A 19,148-nucleotide genomic window follows, 5' to 3' on the forward strand; every position below is an offset into this window, starting at 1 on the left:
GCTCACCAGTCGGTCTGGCCGGGGCAGTCGTCAGCGCATCCGGGCGGCTCCACCTGCACCGTCGCATGCTCGAGTCCACGGGCGGACAGCACCGCCCTGGCGTCGTCGAGCACCCGGTCGGAGTCTCCGGTGCTGGTCAGGTGCGCGGTGACCATGTCCTTGCCCGGCACCAGCGTCCACACGTGCAGATCGTGCACCTCGGTGACGCCGTCGACGGCGGCCAGCGCCGCCCGCAGCTCGTCGACGTCGATATGGGCGGGCGACGATTCGGACAGGATGCGCAGCGCGGCCCGGGCCAACCCGATCGCCCTGGGCAGCACCCAGATCGCGACGAACACGGCGACCACCACGTCGGCGTAGGGCCAGTGCGTGGTCACGTTGACGATGCCCGCGATCAGCACGCCGATGCTGCCGACGGTGTCGGCCACCACCTCCATGTAGGCGCCCTTGACGGCCAGGCTTTCCTCGGATTGCGAACGCAGCAGCAGCACGACTGCCAGGTTGGCGACCAGGCCGGCGACGGCGACGACGATCATCGGGACGCCGGGGATCTCGGGTGCGTTGCCCAACCGGTCGATCGCCTCGTAGAGGATGAATGCGGCGACCCCGAGCAACAGCACGGCGTTGGCGACGGCGGTGAACACCTCGGCCCGGTGCCAGCCGTAGGTACGCGCCGCCGAGGCCGGTCCGTGGCGGGCGAGCAGCACAGCGGTCAATCCCATGAACATCGCGACCAGATCGGTCAGCATGTGTCCGGCGTCGGCCAGCAGCGCGATCGAATTGATCATCAACGCGGTGGTCAGCTCGATGACGAAGAACACTGTCAGGATGCCCGCGGCGATGAGCATCCGGCTCACCCGCGCGTCACCGCCGTGGCTGTGGTCGTGTCCGGCTCCCATGCCAGGAATATATGCGGAAAAGCGCATATGTTGCAAGCTTCCCTGATTCGGGTTGGGCCGGGTGCCCGCACCGCTATGGTGTGTGTCACATACATTCGAGCATGTTTGTAATTCCACCAGGCTCGGTTTGCGTCAGGAGTTGTGATGAAGCGTTGTCGTGCCGGGGGAGTGCTTGGCGTGGCGTGCGGTGTCCTTGCGGCGGTGACGGTGACTGCGTCCGTCGTACCGCCCGGGTCCGCGCTCGCGGATCCGCCGATAGCCTCCACGGCTGGCGACGTGCTGGTGGTCGGTGGGACCGGCAAGAGCGTGCCGTCCGAGTCGATGATGCATGCCCTGTACGAACAAGGCATCTTCGGCGATCCGGATCCGATCGGCGTGCAATACCCGGCGCAGCTGTGGCCGATTCAAGGGAAGTTGACGCTCGATGAGTCGGTCGCCGTCGGGGTCGCGAATCTCGACAGCGCGCTGGTCGACGCGGACGGACCGGTCACGGTCGTAGGACTGAGCCAGGGGGCGGTGGTGGTCAACTATGAGAAGCGGGCTCTGATGGCTCAACCCGACCCGCCGGCGGACATCTCATTCGTCACGATCGGGGACCCCACCAACAGCGACGGGGGCCTGCTGGCAAAGCTGCCACACGTGCACATTCCGATACTGGACGCCACCATTCCCCGGGCTCCAATCGAAACACCCTACGACACAACGGAAATCGTGCATGAGTATGACGGCTACTCGGATTTCCCGGATAACCCGCTCAATCTGCTGGCCGACCTGAACGCGCTTGCCGGGGTGATTTACCTGCACCCCAACAAGGGCGGCGTGGATCTCAACGATCCCCGCAACGTGGTCACCTCGAGCACGAATTCCCTGGGGGGTACGACGACCCACATCGTGGTACCCACCGATGAGCTTCCCCTGACGAGGCCACTACGGGCACTCGGTGTCCCCGATGCGGCCGTGGACGCATTGGACAGACCGTTGCGGAAGATCATCAACACCGCCTATGCCGGCGAACGACCCGGGCGCAAAGCACCGAGATCGGGTCTCGGATCCTCTCCGGCGCATCGCTCCTCTGAGCCGGCTCGCCGTCCGGCGAGTGCAACGGCGCACTCGAAACCCCGCACCCAGTCATAAGGGAGCGTCATGGCGGGCCGGTCGACCCCGTCGTTAATGACCCTGACCCCGCGGCGCCTTGACCCATTTTCGTGATCTATATTACAGTCAAAACAAACATGCATGACGGTTTGTAAATAAGCTTCGGAGGAACCATGGATAGGTCAGTGGAGGGCAACCAGCGCGCTAATCGGGGTGGCCGGTTGGAGCCGTACGGCTGGCTGGGGCTGAGCGCGATCACGCTGGGTATGGGCGCCGCGCTGGCCTACGGGGCAGGCGTTGCCCACGCTGATACGACCGGTTCCACCGCACCGGCCGGAGCATCGGCTGCTGACCACGGACCCAAGCACGCTACCGCTGCGGGCAGGCGAACGCCGTCGGCGGCCACGCTCGCCGGCGCCAAGGATCCGACGTCGCGGTCAAATGTTGTCGCACCGAAATCCGCCGGTGCGCCGGTGATCATGCGACGAGCGTCGGCGACACTCGATCGACGCACGACGCCTCCTCGCGCCGTCCTCGCGACGGTTCCGACCGCGCCCACGCCGACAGGATCCCCGGCGGGTTTGGCCGACGTGTTGGCCTATGCCGCTCGTGACGTCGAGAACATCGCCCTGCCGCAGCGACAACCCGCGCCCGGGCACCCCGGTTCGATGAACCTCGCTGCCTCCGCACCGGTGCCCCAAGTGGCCTTCGACGCGGTGGTCGCCGGGCCAATCCAGCAGGCCCTGCACTCACTCGTCAGACACATCGAGGCCGCGGTGGCGACGACGGTGCGCTTCGTCAGCAGCGCGGTGCGGGCGACGGTGCAGGCCACCGTTGTGGCAGTGCGGACGATCACGACCGCAATCACCAATGTCGTCGAGATCGCCTTCCATCCCGCGCCGTACGCGGATGGTCCGACCGTCGGCATGCCCGACGCTCCCACTGGTGCGGTCACCGGCGATCTCGGTTTTCGGGCGCCAGGCGAGCTGCCACTGTCCTACACCGTCACGACAGCGCCGACGCGCGGGACGGTAACCGTGAGCAACTCCGGTGTGTACACATACACCCCCACGCAAGAGGCGCGGCTGGCCGCCGACGGCGCTACGCCGATGACCGATACGTTCGTGGTGACCGCAACCGACCGGTTCGGGTCCGTCTCTCAGACGGTCACTGTTCCGGTCGCCCCGGCCCGTTACGTGGTACAGGTGCCCGACAGCGTGCTGGCGCCCCGCGAACCCAACTTCACTCCCGACGGCAAGTCCTTGGTGTTCTCCGCGACTCCGCAGGGCGGCGGCAGGTCCGAGATATATCGAATCGACGTCGACGGCACCAACCTTCGGTGCCTCTCATGCGGACTCGCCCCCGACGTCACCGAGGATCTCTCGAAACCCTTCGCCATGGCCAACGGGACGGACTACCTCCTCAGCGGTGGCACGCAGTCGCCGACCGGAGGAACGTCGGCCGACCACTTCATCCTGCACTGCACCGGCGGGGACGGTGGCTGTGGCGAGGGCTCGTCGCTCTCGTTGATCAATCTGCCGACCCAATACGCTCCGGGCGTGGTCGTCGTCCAGACCCGCGAGATGCGCATGGCTCCGGACAGCACGCACATCGCCTACACCCAGCTACTCGCTTCGGGAACCAAGACTGTTCTGGTCACCAGTGTCGGCACGTTGCAGGCCGGCCCGAACGGCTACGACATCGTCGACTCGCGGGTGGTGTACGACGCCGGTGAAATCAAGGCCTTCACGCCGGACGGCAAGGGCGTCATCGTCACCGACTTCTATGGCCGCTACAACCAGGGCAACGCCGACGACGTCGTGGTGAACCTGCAGAACGGATCGATCACCCGGCTGACCGCCAACCTGGACTACGACGAGAGCGCAAACCTGTCGCCCAATGGGCAGTGGCTGGTCATCGGAAGCTCCCGCACGCTGAATTACCTGACGCCGATGACGCAGATCGTCAGGCCGAGCTTCGTCCCCGCCTACGTGGTGTTTCCGACCTTCTTGGCAAAGCGCGGCACCACGAACCAGACCTGGGTCGTCTCGCCCGCGGATGAGTTGGCCGGCGAGAACGGTATCTTCCTCGGGGATCCGACCGGGACGTATATCTCGCGGCCAGTGGCGAACTGGGGCCCTGACGGCACCGCGGTCGCGCTCTGGGAAGCGCAGGCGTCCGACGCGACCCGAAGCCGACTGGTTGTGGCGTACCTCAGCGAGACCGGCGGCGGCGCACTGCCCACCGACACCTCCACGCCCGACATGACCGGATGGGCGCCGGCGCTATCGGGATTCGTCCCCACGCTGCCGCAGCTGGAACCGGGACGGGCCGGCCTCGTGGGCGGCGACGCGCAAGTCGTCAAGACCACGAGCGGCAAACTGACAACGACGACGGTCACCTACACCAACTTCGAGGACAGCTCTGGCTACATCCTGAACGGGACCGAATCGACTGTCGCCAACGCCACGCTTACGTCGATCACCTACAACGCCAACATCACGGTCACCGATGCTGACGGTAATGAAATCGGGTGGCTGCGGGCAGACAAGGTGGTGATCACCAACCAGCAGACGATTCAGGGCACCATCGAGTCATCGATGAACGGCAACCATCTGGTGATGGGGACACCGGCCGTCTGACGATGCCGACCGACCGTTTCGGCACGGCGGGAGCACCAATACGCGACTCGATCGCTACGATGTCCGACAAACGACGATTCTCATGAGGATCGGGATGTCGTAAGGCGGCAATGGTTGTGGTGAGCGTGGGTGAGCGCCGGACTCAAGCTGAGCGCACCGCAGCCATGCGGACTCGGCTGCTCGACGCGACGATCGAGTGTCTGGTGACCTACGGATACGCCGGCACGACCACTCCGCGGATCGCCGAGATTGCCGGTGTGACCCGCGGGGCGCAGGTGCACCATTTCCGTTCAAAAGAAGATCTGGTCGTCGCCGCCGTCGAGTACCTTGCGCAACAGCGGATTCAGAAGGCCATGCGCCAGGACGCCGGCATCTGGAAAGGACCCGACCCGGTTGCGGGGGTACTCGAATTCCTGTGGAATTCGCACCAGGGTGACATGTTTGTCGCCACCATCGAGTTGTGGGTGGCCGCCAGGACCGATGACGTCCTGGCGAAGGAGGTGGCACGGGTCGAACCGATGGTCAACAGCACACTGATCACGGCCGTCGCTCAACTGTTGCCCGATCACGCGGCACGCAAGAATGTCCGCAATGTGTTGTACACCGCGATGGATGCGCTGCGGGGGATTCTGGTCGTGGGTTTCGTCGATCGGGACCAGGCCCAAGCCCGTCGGCGGTGGGACCGCGCGTGCGTCTACCTGGCCGCAATGCTCTCAGAGGCGTTGGCCGCCAAGGCCTCTGACTAGTCGAGTCCCGGCCAGTCCGCTGTCGCCGATATCGGTTCCGGCACTTACATACACTCCGGTACGCATGTAGTATCCCTGCGCACAGCAGCGATCGGAGGACGTGGTGGCCGGTGCCGGCATGCCCGACGCGCCCAGGACGCAGTTGGAGCGAACCGCGGCAATGCGATCGCGTCTTCTCGCAGCCACCGTGGAATGTCTTGTGGCATATGGCTATGCCGGCACAACCACACACCGCATCGCGGCCATCGCCGGTGTTACGCGCGGCGCCCAAGGGCATCATTTCAAGTCAAAAGAGCAGCTCGTGGTGACGGCAGTCGAGCATCTCGCCGAACAGCGGATCCAGGCGGTCGTCCGTGAACGCTGCCGTCTACGCAACAGCCCGGACATCGCCGGCAGCGTGTTGGAGCTGCTGTGGGAAACCCATCAGGGCGCGGTATTTGTTGCGACTATGGAACTTTGGGCTGCATCTTGGACCGACGACGTCTTGGCTGCGCATGTCGCACGGGTCGAGCCACGAGTCAACGGCGCGATCGTCGAAGCCATCGCCCAGTTCGTGCCGGGCCAAGTGTCGAAGAGGGAACTGCGCAACGCCATCTACACCGCCATGGACGCACTGCGCGGAATCCTGGTCGCCAGCCTGGCTGACCGCAATCAACTTCGCGCACGCGATCGTTGGGAGCGGGCGGCCCTGCACCTGCGGCCCGAGATCTCGCGTGCGCTGCTCGACGACTGACCACCAGGCGCGTCCGAATCGGCCCTTGCGAAGATACGTGCCGGCCGGTATGTTTCTGGAATCGGCGTCTCACTGATGCCAGCGATGCCGGGAGAGGGAGTGGTGATGGCGAACAGAGTGTTCGTGATCGGCGTGGGAATGACCAAGTTCGAGAAGCCTGGCCGGCGAGAGGGATGGGACTACCCCGAAATGGCCCAGGAAGCCGGCAGCAAGGCGATCGAGGACGCCGGAATCGATTACGACGAGATCGATCAAGCTTTTGTCGGCTACGTCTACGGGGAATCGACATCCGGACAACGCGCACTGTACGAGCTGGGTATGACCGGTATCCCGGTGGTCAACGTCAACAACAACTGCTCGACCGGATCGACGGCGCTTTACCTTGCCGCGCAATCCATTCGGGGTGGACTGGCCGAGTGCGCGCTGGCCCTGGGCTTCGAGAAGATGCAGCCGGGCTCGTTGGGTTCGACGTTCAACGACCGGGCGCAACCGATGGAGAACCACTTCCTGGCGCTGGCCGAGATATCCGAGGTTCTGTTCCCGCCGGCCCCTTGGATGTTCGGCGCTGCCGGGCGTGAGCACATGAAGGAATACGGCTCCACCGCAGAGCATTTCGCCAAGATCGGCTACAAGAATCATCGACATTCGGTCAACAACCCCTATGCACAGTTCCAAGAGGAGTACAGCCTCGAGGACATCCTCGCCGCGCCGATGATCTACGACCCGCTGACCAAGCTGCAGTGCTCGCCGACCTCGGATGGCTCGGGAGCGGCGATCCTGGCCTCCGAAGCATTCGTCGACCGGCACGGCCTGGCCGGGCAGGCCGTCGAGATCGTCGGCCAGGCGATGACCACCGACTTCACCAACACATTTGACGGAACCTGTAAGGCGTTGATCGGCCATCACATGAATGTCGAAGCGGCGCGGCGGGTTTACGATCAAGCGGGTCTGGGCCCCGATGACTTCCAGGTCATCGAACTGCACGATTGTTTCAGCGCCAACGAGCTGCTGCTCTACGAAGCCCTCGGCCTGTGTGGTGAAGGTGAAGCCCACAAGCTCGTCGACTCCGGTGACACGACCTATGGCGGCCGATGGGTGGTGAACCCGTCCGGTGGCCTGATCTCCAAAGGTCACCCCCTAGGAGCCACCGGCTTGGCGCAATGCGCGGAGCTGACCTGGCAGCTGCGCGGCACCGCGGACAAACGGCAGGTGTCGGATGTGACCGCCGCCCTGCAACACAACATCGGCCTCGGCGGCGCGGCTGTCGTGACCGCCTACCAGCGCGCTGAGCGCTGACACCGGAGACGAAAGGAAACATCTGTAATGGGACACATCGAAGCGACACGGGAGCTGGCTGCCAGCCCGGAAGCGCTGTGGGACATCATCTCCGACCCGAACACGTGGGGTCAGTGGTTCACCGTTCATGACAAGTGGCTCGACGAGCCGCCGGCCACCCTGACCACTGGAGCCCGGCTCACCGCCAAGATCGTCATGCTCAATATGGCCAACAAGATCGAATGGGCGGTGAAGTCTGTCGACGCACCCACGAGCCTTGCGCTCGGCGGCACCGGAATGGCTGGCGTGAAGGCTGATTTCAGGTTCACCATCGAGCCGGTAGGAACCGGATCGCGCTTCACCGTCGCCGGTGACTTCGAAGGTGCGCTCGTCAAGGGTGCGCTGGCCAAGGCCGTCGAGAAGGACGGTGCCAAGCAGCTGGACAAGACACTGGCCAAGCTCGACGAGTTGGCCTCGGCAGCCGTCTGACATGACCGACACGCTGCAATTCGACGACTCGGGACTGGACACCTGGACCGAGGACGACCACTTCGAGGTTACCCGGGATCGCATCGCGGAATATGCTGCGGCCACCAACGATCCGATCACCGCACATCGGTCGGGAGATATCGCGCCGCCGGTCTTCGCGATCGTCCCGGTCTTCGAGGCGATGATGATGCCGACAGTGGATGTGCTGCCGGTCGAACTGGTGCCGCGAGTGGTGCACGGCGAGCAGGACTTCTTCTTCCACCGGGCGATCCGGCCGGGCGACAAGCTCGTCTCCCGGGGCAAGATGATCGGCTACGAGGGCCTCGACAACGGCACCCGCGCAGCCATCCTCGTCGAATGCCGCACCGAGGACGGCGAGCTCGTCAACGAGCAGTACGTGACGTGCTTCGTGCGAGGTTTCAACGCAGGCAAGAAGATCGGCACGCTGACCCCGTCACACAAGTTCGAAGAAGGGTTACGGGCGAACGCGCCGATCGCGAAGGTGAACCAGCACGTCGACCTCGACCAGACGTTCCGGTACTCACCCGCCTCCGGTGACCCGATGCCGATCCATCTCGACGAGGAAGTGGCCCTTGATGCGGGCCTGCCGGGCATCATCGCGCACGGCCTGTGCACCATGGCGTTCACCTCGTGGGCCGTGCTGACCGAGGTGGCCGATTCGGACGTCAGCCGCCTCAAGAGGCTGGCGGTGCGATTCTCCAAGATGGTGCTCCCCGGTGACGATCTCGAGACCCAGATCTGGAAGCAGTCCGGCGGCGACGGTGTGACGACCTACGCGTTCGAGACCAGCCGGGCCGCTGCCGGCGAGATGGCGATCACCGACGGTCTGGCCGTCATCGCCGACAAGAACTGAAACAACACAGGAGTAGACAGATGGGAATTCTGGACGGGCGGGTTGCCGTCATCACGGGTGCCGGCCGCGGAATAGGCCGCGAGCACGCGCTGCTGTTCGCCCGCGAGGGCGCCCTCGTGGTGGTCAACGACCTCGGTGGATCGAACACCGGTGAGGGTGCCGATTCCGGGCCGGCACACGAGGTGGTCGCGGAGATCACCGCCGCGGGTGGCCGCGCAGTCGCCAACGGCGACAACGTTTCCAGCTGGGCGGGTGCCAAGGGCCTCGTGCAGCAGGCGATCGACGAGTTCGGCCGCCTCGACGTTCTGGTGAACAACGCCGGCATTCTGCGCGATGCGTTCATCGCCGGAATGGACGAGTCGCAGTGGGACGCCGTGGTCACCGTGCACCTGAAGGGCCACTTCGCGATGCTGCACCACGCCTCGGAGTACTGGAAGGCACAGTCCAAGTCCGGTGACCAGCCGGTCGCCGCGGTGATCAACACCGCGTCGGGCTCTGGGCTCACCATCCCCAATGCGGGTCAGGCCAATTACGGTGCGGCGAAGGCCGGAATCGCGGCATTGACTCTGATCGCCGCCGAAGAACTGGAGCGCTACGGCGTCCGGGTGAATGCCATTGCTCCCATCGCGCGGACCCGGCTGACGTTGGCGACGCCCGGCATGGGGTCGTTGATGGCCGAACCGGAAGATGGTGGGCTCGATCTATTTTCGCCGGCCAACATCTCGCCGTTGGTGGCGTACCTCGCGAGCGAGAAATGCTCGGCCACCGGCCAGGTCTACGCCGTGCAAGGCGGTGCCATCTCACAGTTGCGTGGCTGGCACGACGTGGAAACGATCGAGACCGACAAGGTCTGGGAGATCGACGATATCGCCGCACGATTGCCGGGAGCCTGACCATGATCGAATGGTCGGACACCGACATCATCATGCGCGACACCGCGCGGGAGTTCATCGCCAAAGAGATCCGTCCGCATCTCGAAGATCTCGAGACCGGACGCCTGTCACCGTATCCGATCGCGCGAAAGCTGTTCAGCGAGTTCGGCCTGGACGTGATGGCCGCCGAAGCGGTGAAGACGATGCTGGATCGTGAGCGCGCGAAGGCAGAATCCGCAGATGCCGCGCCGCGCACCTCACGGGGCGGCGGGATCGGTGCGGTCGGCGCGCAGGCCTCGATGGCCGCAGTGTTGGTGACCGAACTCGCCGCGGTGAGTATCGGTCTGCTGTCCACCATCGGGGTCAGCCTCGGCCTTGGCGCCTCTACGATCATGTCGCGCGGGACGCTCGCACAGAAGGAACGGTGGCTCCCCGAACTCATGACACTGGAGAAGATCGCGGCATGGGCGATCACCGAGCCCGACGCCGGCTCCGACGCCTTCGGTGGCATGAAAACCTATGTGCGAAAGGATGGTTCGGACTACATCCTCAACGGTCAGAAGACCTTCATCACCAACGGGCCCGACGCCGACGTGATCGTGGTCTACGCGAAGCTCGATGACGGGGCCAGCTCCGGCATCGACAAGCGTGACCGGCCCGTGCTCACCTTTGTGCTCGACGCCGGCATGCCCGGGCTGACCCAGGGCAGGCCGTTCAAGAAGATGGGCATGATGTCGTCCCCCACCGGCGAGTTGTTCTTCGACAACGTCCGGCTCGGACCGGACCGGCTGCTCGGCGAGACAGAGCAGCACGGCGGTGGTGACGGACGTGACAGCGCCAGGGCCAACTTCGCCGGTGAGCGAATCGGTATCGCGTTGATGTCCTTGGGCATCATCAACGAGTGCCACCGGCTGTGCGTCGACTATGCCAAGACCCGCACTCTGTGGGGTAAGAACATCGGCCAGTTCCAGCTGATCCAGCTGAAGCTGGCCCAGATGGAGGTCGCGCGAATCAACGTGCAGAACATGGTGTTCCAGACACTGGAAGCTCTCAGCTCAGGCCGGTTGCCATCGCTGTCTGAAGCATCGGCCATCAAGCTCTACTCCTCGCAAGCTGCCACCGAGGTGGCCATGGAGGCTGTCCAGCTTTTCGGCGGCAACGGATACATGGCGGAGTACCACGTGGAACGGCTGGCGCGCGACGCCAAGTCGTTGATGATCTACGCGGGCAGCAATGAGGTCCAGGTGACGCACATTGCCAAGGGACTGCTCTCGGCATGATCGTTACCGGGACGGGTTGCTACGACGGCGTGCGAACCCGGGTCCTCTCGGTGGACGGTGACGGCCTTCCGGTCCTGCTGCTCCACGGCTACGCGGATTCGGCAGACACTTGGCGGACGGTGCTCGATCACCTGGAGTCCGCGGGCCGTCGTGCCATTGCGGTCGACCTTCCCGGGTTCGGGTGGGCAGACCGGCGCCGGCCGGGCCCGCTGCTGCCGCAGTTCGACGCCTTCGCCGACGCGCTGCTAGCAGAGTTCGGGTCTGCCATCTTGGTGGGCAACTCGTTGGGTGCGGCGACGGCGATACGGGCGGCATCCCGCAACCCAGCCGCCGTACAGGCGGTTCTGGCACTCAACGACCCACTGAACGCGCGCCACCTGCCCGCTCGGCTGGCTCGCCACCGGCGGCTTCCGCCGCAGGTATGGCACACCGCGGCGAGGCTGCCGATCCCGGCGGGCGTGCTGCGATGGGCGACCGAAAAGGCTGTGCGCCACATGCTCTACGGTCCCGACGGTCGCGTCGACCCTGCCGTCGTTGCCCGATGGCGACGCATGGTCGGTGGACCTGAGGCATTGGCATCGCTGGGCCGTTACGCATTTCAGTACGCGCATGAAACAGCCGACGGGCATCGCGATCTGCAGATCACCTGCCCGGCGGTCGTCGCGCACGGAGCCAGGGATCGCATCATTCCCGTCCATGCCAGTCGTACCCTGCACAAACAGCTCGCGGGCAGTGATCTCGTGGTGCTGCCGCGCTCGGGACACTGCCCGCAACTCGACGACCCGCGCGAGGTCGTGCGACTGATCTTGGGGCTGCCATGAGCGGGCAGCTGGTGAACCTGTTACGCGCTGTCGCGGTGCTGCAACGGCGACGCATGATCAACCTGGCCAATCCTGCCGAGTTGGTAACTGCGGCAAAGGCTCTGCGGCACTATGGTTCGTTCGGCGGGTTGGTCACCTACACCGCCGCGCGTCACGGGGACTCGCCTGCGCTGACCGACGATCGCGGAACACTGACCTTCCGCGAACTCGACCAGCTGTCGAATGCCGTGGCACGGGTCTTGGTCGACCTCCGGCTCGGAGGCGGTTCGACCATCGGCTTGCTCAACCGCAGCCACCGCGGTGTGATGGTCGGCCTGGCCGCCGCGGGAAAGGCCGGCGTGCGAACGGTTCTGCTGAACACCGGGTTCGCCGGCCCCCAGTTGCGCGACGTATGCGTGCGCGAACGGGTCAGCCTCGTGCTGGCCGATCAGGAGTTCTCGGACGCGTTCGCCGCGCTGTCGGATGGCGTGGACGTGCTGCTGAACTGGGCCGATGAAGCGCCCACTCGTCCCACCCTCGACGACCTGGCGTCGAGCCGGTCCGCCGACCCGATGCCGTATCCACCCCGTCCCGGCGGCGTGGTGTTGTTGACCAGCGGGACCACCGGCACTCCCAAGGGTGCCCCGCGCGACCGGATCAGCCCGGTGCAGTCCGCTCAACTTCTTGACCGCATCCCCTGGCCGGCAAACGGCTGTTATGTCGTCGCCGCGCCACTCTTCCACGCCACGGGGTTGGCAACGACCACAGTCGGTTTGGCTTTGGGCAATCACATCGTGCTGTCCAGGAGGTTCGATCCTCTGACTGCTCTCGCCGCGATCGAGCAGCACCGAGCCGGTGCCATCGTCCTGGTACCGACCATGCTCAGCAGGATCCTCGACCTCGGACCGGACATCATCGGCCGGTACGACACCTCGTCACTGCGGGTGATTTTCGCGGCCGGGTCCGCGCTTTCCCCTCAAGTGTGCCGTCGCACATCAGAGGCGTTCGGCGACGTGCTTTACAACCTCTACGGCTCGACAGAAGTCGCCACCGCCGCGGTGGCCACGCCCGGGGAGCTGCGCGCTGCGCCGGGCACGGTCGGTCGACCTCCTGTCGGATGCCGTATCGCGGCCTACGACGCGAACGACCGTCTGATCACCCGCCCGGGGCAGAGCGGAACGCTGTATGTGTCGAGCGGCCTGAGCTTTTCGGGATATACCGACGGCGGCAGCAAGAAGGTCATCGACGGGCTGTTGTCCTCTGGCGACACTGGACATTTCGACGATCAGGGCCTGTGGTTTGTCGACGGGCGCGACGACGACATGATCGTTTCCGGGGGCGAGAACGTCTACCCGGTAGAGGTGGAGAACCTACTCAGTGAGCATCCCTCCGTTGCCGAGGCCGCGGTCGTCGGAATGCCTGACGACGACTTCGGTCAACGTCTGTGTGCCTATGTCGTGGTCAGGGACGGTGCCGGCCTTGGTGCCGACGACGTCAAGGACTACGTTCGGAATAGGTTGGCCCGCCACAAGATACCGCGAGACGTGGTCTTCGTCGATGCGTTACCGCGGAACGAGACCGGCAAGGTGCTCAAGAAACTCTTGATGGCTGGGCGGCAGAGTGACTGACACGGTCACGTCGGTGAGCGCGGTCGTCGCACAATTACGGGACAGCCAACGGCGCTGGGCGGCACTGCCGGTCTCGGACCGGACGCGGTGGTTGTCGGAGTATCGGGACTGGCTGTGGGACAACCAGTCCCGACTTGAACGTCTGCTGATGCAGGAGACCGGCAAGCCGCCCGCCGAGGCGGGGTTGGAAGTTCCCTACGTCATCGAGGCGATCAACTATCACAGCAAGCGGGCGCCGCGGCTGCTGGCCGAGCGCCGTCCGAGTCCACACGGGTTGCTGGCAATCACCAAGCGCCAGCTGATCGTTCAGCGACCGTATCCGGTGGTCGGCGTCATCACACCGTGGAACTTCCCGGTGGGACTGTCACTTCTGGATGCGGTGCCCGCGCTGTTGGCCGGCTGCGCTGTCGTTGTCAAGCCGTCGGAGCTGGCTCCGTCGGCGGTGTCGGCCGCGGTGGACGGCTGGGCCGCCATCGGCGCACCGCCGGTGCTCGACGTGGTGTGCGGCGACGGCAGGCACGGCGCGGCGGTAGCCGCCACCGTCGACTTCATCCAGTTCACCGGTTCCGCGCGCACAGGACGAGCCATCGCGAGGGTGGCCGCGGAGCGCTTGGTGCCCTGCGCACTGGAACTCGGCGGCAAGGACGCCATGATCGTGCTCGACGACGCCGATGTGCCGCGGGCGGCCAACGCCGCGGTGTGGGGTGCGATGGCCAATTACGGCCAGATGTGTGTCTCCGTCGAACGGGTCTACGTCGAATCGGCGGTCTACGACGAGTTCGTCGCTCGGGTTGTCGCCGAAGCGGGTCGGTTGCGCACCGGGATCGACATGGGCGGATTCACCAATCGGGCCCAAGGGGAAGTGGTGCGCCGACACCGTGATGACGCGATCGCCCGCGGCGCAACCGAGTTGATCGGCCATGGCGAAGGCCCAACGGTGCTCACCGATACCGACCACAACATGCTGTGCATGACGGAGGAGACCTTCGGACCGCTGCTGCCGATCGTGCGGGTGGACGATGAAGACGAGGCAGTGCGGCTGGCCAACGACTCCCGTTACGGCCTGTCGGCCGTGGTGTTCAGCGGTGACGCGCGCCGCGCCGAACGTATCGCGCGACGCATCGACGCGGGCGCGGTCAATATCAACGATGTCTTCGCCAACTTGTTCACCTTGGCGTTGCCGCAGGCCGGGTGGAAAGAGTCCGGCCTGGGATCGCGGGGCGGCAGCGACGCGATCCTGAAGTTCTGCCGGCCGCAGGCGATCGTGGCCGCGCGAGTCGCGCCCGCCCGCGAACTCACCTGGTACCCGTACACGCCGCTGCGCCGAGCGATCATGCGCCGGGTTTCGCGGTTGATCGGCGCACGCGGGCTGCGGCGCCGGTTCGCATAGAGGAGAGAGACGACATGGCAACAACGAACCTGAGGGATCGCGTCGTGGTGGTGACCGGCGGCGCCCGCGGAATCGGAGCGGCGACCGCGTCGGCGTTCGTCCGGGCCGGAGCCAAGGTGGCCATCGGCGACGTCGACGTCCAGCAGTCGGAGCTGACCGCAGCCGCGATCGGATGCTGGTGGGGCGAGGTCGACGTCACCGACCGTGCCAGCTTTGCGGCTTTCCTCGACTCCGTGACCGATGCCCTGGGTCCCCTCGACGTGTTGATCAACAATGCCGGGATCATGCCGGTGGCGCCTGCAGTGGATGAGACGGCCCAGTCAATCCAGCGTCAGCTCGCCATCAACGTTGCCGGGGTCATCTACGGAACCCAACTCGCGATGGAGCGGATGGCGTCGCGGCATTCCGGCCACGTGGTGAACGTCGCTTCGGCGGCGGCCAGGATGGGCTTTGGTGGTGTGTCGACGTACACCGCCACCAAATTCGCGGTCGCCGGCTTCACCGAGGCCGTCTCGCTCGAAGCCGCTGCAACCGGCATCACTTTCACCACCGTCTACCCGGGCATGGTCAGGACTGAGCTTTCCGCGGGTCTGTCCGACCACTGGCTGATGCGGACGTGTGCTCCCGAGGTTGTCGGAGCTGCGATCGTGGAGGCGGTACGCCGCGGAAGGCGCTCGGTGTACGTGCCACGCAGGCTTGGCCCGCTGACTGCGGTCTACGGACTCTTGCCCGCCCGTGCGCGCGCTACGGCGATGGGGCTGCTCGGTGCCGACCACCGGATGCTCGAAGGAGACGGCGATGTCCGGCGGACGTACGACTCGCGGATCGAACAGTCCACCCGGCACTGACGCAACGGGAAATTTCTTGCCAAGTCGCTGCCCGGCGTTCGCTTTCGTGGATAAGTTGAGACTGCCAATCCGGGGGATGGACCGAGCCGGGGGGCAACGACGGAGGGGATCGCTGCCCCCCGTCTTGGTGCCTGAGATCAGATCCAGGCGGACCAGAACCGGGTCAGTTGAGACCCGATGGACGCCAGGCCGCCGGGCACTCCGGAGAGGTCGAAGAACCAGAACACCGCCGAGAAGAACCATTGGTTCATGGCCGGGGCCAGCAGCAGAACCAGCAGGAACAAAAACCCGAACTGCTTGGCCGGGGCCACCGCGCGTTGTGTTTCGGGACTCAGGTGGGGCTCGAGCGCGCCGTAGCCGTCCAGACCCGGAATCGGCAGCAGGTTGAGCAGCAAGGCGGTGATCTGCAGGAAGCCCAGGAACGCCACCGCTGACCAGAACACGCCGTGGGCGGGGTCGTAGAACATCCGGGTGGCCACGAGCAGTACGACGGCCAGAAGCAGATTGGCTGCCGGCCCGGCCAAGCTGACCATGGTGCGCTGTCGCGGCGTCATGAAGAAGGTGCGGACATAGACCGCGCCGCCCGGCAGCCCGATGCCGCCCAGCGCTATGAACAGCAGTGGAAGAGCCAGCGACAGCAGCGGACTGGTGTACTTCAGTGGGTTGAGGGTGAGGTAGCCGCGGATCGCGACGTCATGGTCACCGAAGCGCCAGGCCGTGTACGCGTGGCCGAACTCGTGCAGGCACAGCGAGACCACCCAGCCGGCGATGACGAAGATGAACACCCCGACGTAGGCCAGCGGCCGCACGGTTTCGGCGGCCAGCCAGGCCAGCACTCCGCCGGCAACCGTGATCGCGACGATCACCAGGAAGACGGGGCTGGGCCGCACCGATTGGCGCAGCGGTCGAACGCTCACCTCACGAAACTACCGGAGACACCGCCGCGACCTGGTCCTTACGAGACCCGCAGCCACCCCGTCGTGTGCCGGTAGAAGGCTGAGCGCTTCACCTCTCGCGGCATCAGGGACCCGTCGCGCACCACCCGGGCGCCGGTGGTGCCGAGCTGGACGGCGCGTCCGGTCAGCCAGCGCCGCGGACGCATCCGGCCGGTCAAAGCCGCCGCCCGCAGGCCGGGCATCGCGGTGATCGGCTCGACCCGCACCGCGGTCACCTCACCGTCGAAGAGCACCTGGTCATCGACGACGGCTTCGCCCCGGATCACCCGTTCATCGCCGGGCGGCAGCCAGAACGCGGCGTCCACCACCGCCGTTCCGGTCTCGTCGCGGATCAACGGAATACGTTGTGCCACACCGGTCAACGCTCGCCGGGCGCCGCGCCACCGGGACACCCTGGCGACCTCCACGTCGAGGCGCTCGAGGCGCATCAGCCGGGTCAGCACCGCCGCCAGGTCGGCTGTCGAACCCACCACGATCACCCGCGAGGCCCCCGCGACGGCGGCATCGATTTCGGCCGGATCGTCACCGTCGCGGTGCTCCAGGGAGGCCAGCGCGCGGGGCAGCCGGCGGCCCCCGAAACGCAACACGGTGATCGTGGTGTTGGTCAACGACACTCCTCGTGCTGCGCTCCGATAGGGTAGGTCACCGGCTGCACCACAATAAGCAGGAGAAATACCATGCCGGCAATCGTCCTCATCGGCGCCCAGTGGGGTGACGAGGGCAAAGGAAAAGCCACCGATCTGCTCGGTGGGCGCGTGCAGTGGGTGGTGCGATACCAAGGCGGTAACAACGCCGGCCACACCGTCGTACTGCCGACAGGCGAGAACTTCGCCCTGCACCTCATCCCATCGGGCATCCTCACACCCGGCGTCACCAACGTCATCGGTAACGGTGTCGTCGTCGACCCGGGCGTACTGCTGGGCGAGCTCGCCGGGCTCGAGGATCGGGGCGTCGACACCTCGGGCCTGCTGATCTCGGCGGATGCGCACCTGCTGATGCCCTATCACGTGGCGATCGACAAGGTCACCGAGCGCTACATGGGCAGCAAGAAGATCGGCACCACCGGTCGTGGCATCGGGCCCTGCTACCAGGACAAGATCGCCCGGATGGGCATCCGCGTCGCCGACGTCCTGGACCGCGACCTGCTGGCTGCCAAGATCGAGGCCTCCCTCGAGCTCAAGAACCAGGTGCTGGTCAAGATCTACAACCGTAAGGCGCTCGACGCCGAGGAGGTGCTCGAGACGCTGCTGGCCCAGGCCGACGGCTTCAAGCACCGCATCGCCGACACCCGCCTGCAGCTCAACACCGCGCTGGAGTCCGGCGAGACGGTGCTGTTGGAGGGCTCCCAGGGCACGCTGCTCGACGTCGACCACGGCACCTACCCGTACGTCACGTCGTCGAACCCCACCGCAGGCGGCGCCGCCGTCGGGTCCGGCATCGGCCCCACCCGGATCACCACTGTGCTCGGGATCCTGAAGGCCTACACCACCCGGGTCGGATCGGGGCCGTTCCCCACCGAGCTGTTCGACGAGAACGGCGCATATCTGTCCAAGACCGGCGGCGAGGTCGGCGTCACCACCGGCCGGGCGCGCCGCTGCGGCTGGTTCGACGCGGTGATCGCCCGCTACGCCACCCGGGTCAACGGCATCACCGACTACTTCCTGACCAAGCTTGACGTGTTGTCCAGCCTGGAGACCGTGCCGATCTGCGTTGGCTACACCGTCGATGGCAAGCGCACCGACGAGATGCCGATGACCCAAAGTGACATCGCCCGCGCCGAACCGGTCTACGAGGAGCTGCCCGGCTGGTGGGAGGACATCTCCGGCGCTCGCGAATTCGACGACCTGCCTGCCAAGGCGCGGGACTACGTGCTGCGTCTGGAAGAGCTTGCCGGGGCCTACGTTTCGTGCATCGGGGTGGGACCGGGACGGGACCAGACGATCGTGCGCCGCGACGTGCTGGCTCCCCGATGACCGACCGAGACGAATACGATCTCGACCCCGACTACTACAAGCACGGCGGCTTCCCGAAATTCGAAGTCGCCCGGCCCGGTGAAGGCTTCGGCAGGTTCCTGACCGCGATGCGGCGGGCGCAGGACCTGGCGGTCTCTGCCGACCCGGACCCGGACACCTGGACCGCGGCCGCCGACCTTGCCGATCAGCTGGTTGCGCTACTCGGACCGTTCGAAGCAGCCGAAGGGGTCGGACCTGCCAACCGGGTGCCCAGCCTGCCCGGTGCGGGCAGCCTGCTGATGCCCCCGTATCGGGTCACCCAATTCGATTCTGAGGCAGTCGAATTGACTGTCCGGTTCAGCCGGTTTCATGTCGGTGGCAACTACGCCGTGCACGGCGGCGTGCTGCCGTTGACGTTCGACTCGGTGTTCGGGATGGTTATTCACGCCACCGGCCGCCCCATCAGCCGCACCGCGTTCCTGCATGTCGACTACCGCAACGTCACCCCGATCGACACCGAGCTCACGGTGCGCGGCTGGCTCCGGGAAGCCGAGGGGCGCAAGGCCTTCGTCAACGCCGAGATGAGAGATCCGGACGGCACACTCTGCGCGGAAGCGCACGGATTGATGGTGCGTCTGCTGCCCGGCCAGCCCTGACGTCTGTCACGAT

At 65.8% G+C, this 19,148-nt stretch carries 18 protein-coding genes; 15 read left to right on the forward strand and 3 right to left on the reverse strand.

Annotated elements, in window-relative coordinates; genetic code table 11:
• Window positions 1-2: 2 nt before the first annotated feature.
• A complete protein-coding gene (locus BST42_RS07760; RefSeq protein WP_083118010.1) occupies window positions 3-899 on the reverse strand; it encodes a cation diffusion facilitator family transporter in 897 nt (298 codons plus the stop codon).
• A 144-nt stretch (window positions 900-1,043) separates the two neighbouring features.
• Between BST42_RS07760 and BST42_RS07765 the strand changes: the two genes are divergently transcribed.
• The 13 genes from BST42_RS07765 to BST42_RS07825 all read left to right on the forward strand — a co-directional run bounded on the left by BST42_RS07765 (window position 1,044) and on the right by BST42_RS07825 (window position 15,571).
• Window positions 1,044-2,033, forward strand: coding sequence for a PE-PPE domain-containing protein (locus BST42_RS07765; protein WP_083118011.1), 990 nt, complete (start codon window positions 1,044-1,046; stop codon window positions 2,031-2,033).
• 134 nt (window positions 2,034-2,167) lie between these two features.
• The gene (locus tag BST42_RS07770) at window positions 2,168-4,636 is read left to right on the forward strand and encodes an Ig-like domain-containing protein (RefSeq protein ID WP_083118012.1); all 2,469 of its coding nucleotides are present in this window, start codon (window positions 2,168-2,170) and stop codon (window positions 4,634-4,636) included.
• A gap of 110 nt (window positions 4,637-4,746) precedes the next feature.
• A complete protein-coding gene (locus BST42_RS07775; protein ID WP_083118013.1) occupies window positions 4,747-5,382 on the forward strand; it encodes a TetR/AcrR family transcriptional regulator in 636 nt (211 codons plus the stop codon).
• A 118-nt stretch (window positions 5,383-5,500) separates the two neighbouring features.
• Window positions 5,501-6,115: a TetR/AcrR family transcriptional regulator gene (locus BST42_RS07780; RefSeq protein ID WP_083118362.1), complete on the forward strand. Its 615-nt coding sequence runs from the start codon at window positions 5,501-5,503 to the stop codon at window positions 6,113-6,115.
• Between the two features lie 105 nt (window positions 6,116-6,220).
• Window positions 6,221-7,411 (forward strand): lipid-transfer protein, encoded by a 1,191-nt coding sequence (locus BST42_RS07785; protein ID WP_083118363.1) that lies wholly within the window; start codon window positions 6,221-6,223, stop codon window positions 7,409-7,411.
• Window positions 7,412-7,438: 27 nt separating this feature from the next.
• Window positions 7,439-7,879: a type II toxin-antitoxin system Rv0910 family toxin gene (locus BST42_RS07790; RefSeq protein ID WP_083118014.1), complete on the forward strand. Its 441-nt coding sequence runs from the start codon at window positions 7,439-7,441 to the stop codon at window positions 7,877-7,879.
• Window position 7,880: 1 nt separating this feature from the next.
• Window positions 7,881-8,753, forward strand: coding sequence for a MaoC/PaaZ C-terminal domain-containing protein (locus BST42_RS07795; protein ID WP_083118015.1), 873 nt, complete (start codon window positions 7,881-7,883; stop codon window positions 8,751-8,753).
• Between the two features lie 20 nt (window positions 8,754-8,773).
• Complete coding sequence (locus BST42_RS07800) at window positions 8,774-9,646, forward strand: SDR family oxidoreductase (protein WP_083118016.1); 873 nt, start codon at window positions 8,774-8,776, stop codon at window positions 9,644-9,646.
• 2 nt (window positions 9,647-9,648) lie between these two features.
• Window positions 9,649-10,905, forward strand: coding sequence for an acyl-CoA dehydrogenase family protein (locus BST42_RS07805; RefSeq protein WP_083118017.1), 1,257 nt, complete (start codon window positions 9,649-9,651; stop codon window positions 10,903-10,905).
• Window positions 10,902-11,726 (forward strand): alpha/beta fold hydrolase, encoded by an 825-nt coding sequence (locus tag BST42_RS07810; RefSeq protein ID WP_083118018.1) that lies wholly within the window; start codon window positions 10,902-10,904, stop codon window positions 11,724-11,726. Before BST42_RS07805 ends, BST42_RS07810 begins: the two co-directional genes overlap by 4 nt.
• Window positions 11,723-13,333 carry an acyl-CoA synthetase gene (locus tag BST42_RS07815; protein WP_083118019.1) on the forward strand — a complete coding sequence of 537 codons (1,611 nt, stop codon included), beginning with the start codon at window positions 11,723-11,725 and terminating at the stop codon, window positions 13,331-13,333. The genes BST42_RS07810 and BST42_RS07815 overlap by 4 nt, the downstream gene beginning before the upstream one ends.
• Window positions 13,334-13,346: 13 nt before the next feature.
• Window positions 13,347-14,723, forward strand: a complete 1,377-nt coding sequence (locus tag BST42_RS07820; protein WP_237159307.1) for an aldehyde dehydrogenase family protein — start codon at window positions 13,347-13,349, stop codon at window positions 14,721-14,723.
• A 14-nt stretch (window positions 14,724-14,737) separates the two neighbouring features.
• Window positions 14,738-15,571 carry an SDR family oxidoreductase gene (locus BST42_RS07825; RefSeq protein WP_083118021.1) on the forward strand — a complete coding sequence of 278 codons (834 nt, stop codon included), beginning with the start codon at window positions 14,738-14,740 and terminating at the stop codon, window positions 15,569-15,571.
• A 137-nt stretch (window positions 15,572-15,708) separates the two neighbouring features.
• Here the strand turns inward: BST42_RS07825 and BST42_RS07830 are convergent, their stop codons facing one another.
• Window positions 15,709-16,488 (reverse strand): site-2 protease family protein, encoded by a 780-nt coding sequence (locus tag BST42_RS07830; protein ID WP_083118022.1) that lies wholly within the window; start codon window positions 16,486-16,488, stop codon window positions 15,709-15,711.
• Between the two features lie 38 nt (window positions 16,489-16,526).
• The gene (locus BST42_RS07835; protein WP_083118364.1) at window positions 16,527-17,135 is read right to left on the reverse strand and encodes a peptidase M50; all 609 of its coding nucleotides are present in this window, start codon (window positions 17,133-17,135) and stop codon (window positions 16,527-16,529) included.
• Between the two features lie 69 nt (window positions 17,136-17,204).
• Between BST42_RS07835 and BST42_RS07840 the strand changes: the two genes are divergently transcribed.
• Together BST42_RS07840 and BST42_RS07845 are read left to right on the forward strand one after the other, a co-directional pair.
• Window positions 17,205-18,500: an adenylosuccinate synthase gene (locus BST42_RS07840; protein WP_083118023.1), complete on the forward strand. Its 1,296-nt coding sequence runs from the start codon at window positions 17,205-17,207 to the stop codon at window positions 18,498-18,500.
• Entirely contained in the window at window positions 18,497-19,135 is a 639-nt protein-coding gene (locus BST42_RS07845) for a PaaI family thioesterase (protein WP_083118024.1), read from the forward strand. Before BST42_RS07840 ends, BST42_RS07845 begins: the two co-directional genes overlap by 4 nt.
• The last annotated feature ends 13 nt before the right edge of the window (window positions 19,136-19,148 follow it).

This window comes from Mycolicibacterium rhodesiae (assembly GCF_002086695.1).
Classification (GTDB): domain Bacteria; phylum Actinomycetota; class Actinomycetes; order Mycobacteriales; family Mycobacteriaceae; genus Mycobacterium; species Mycobacterium rhodesiae.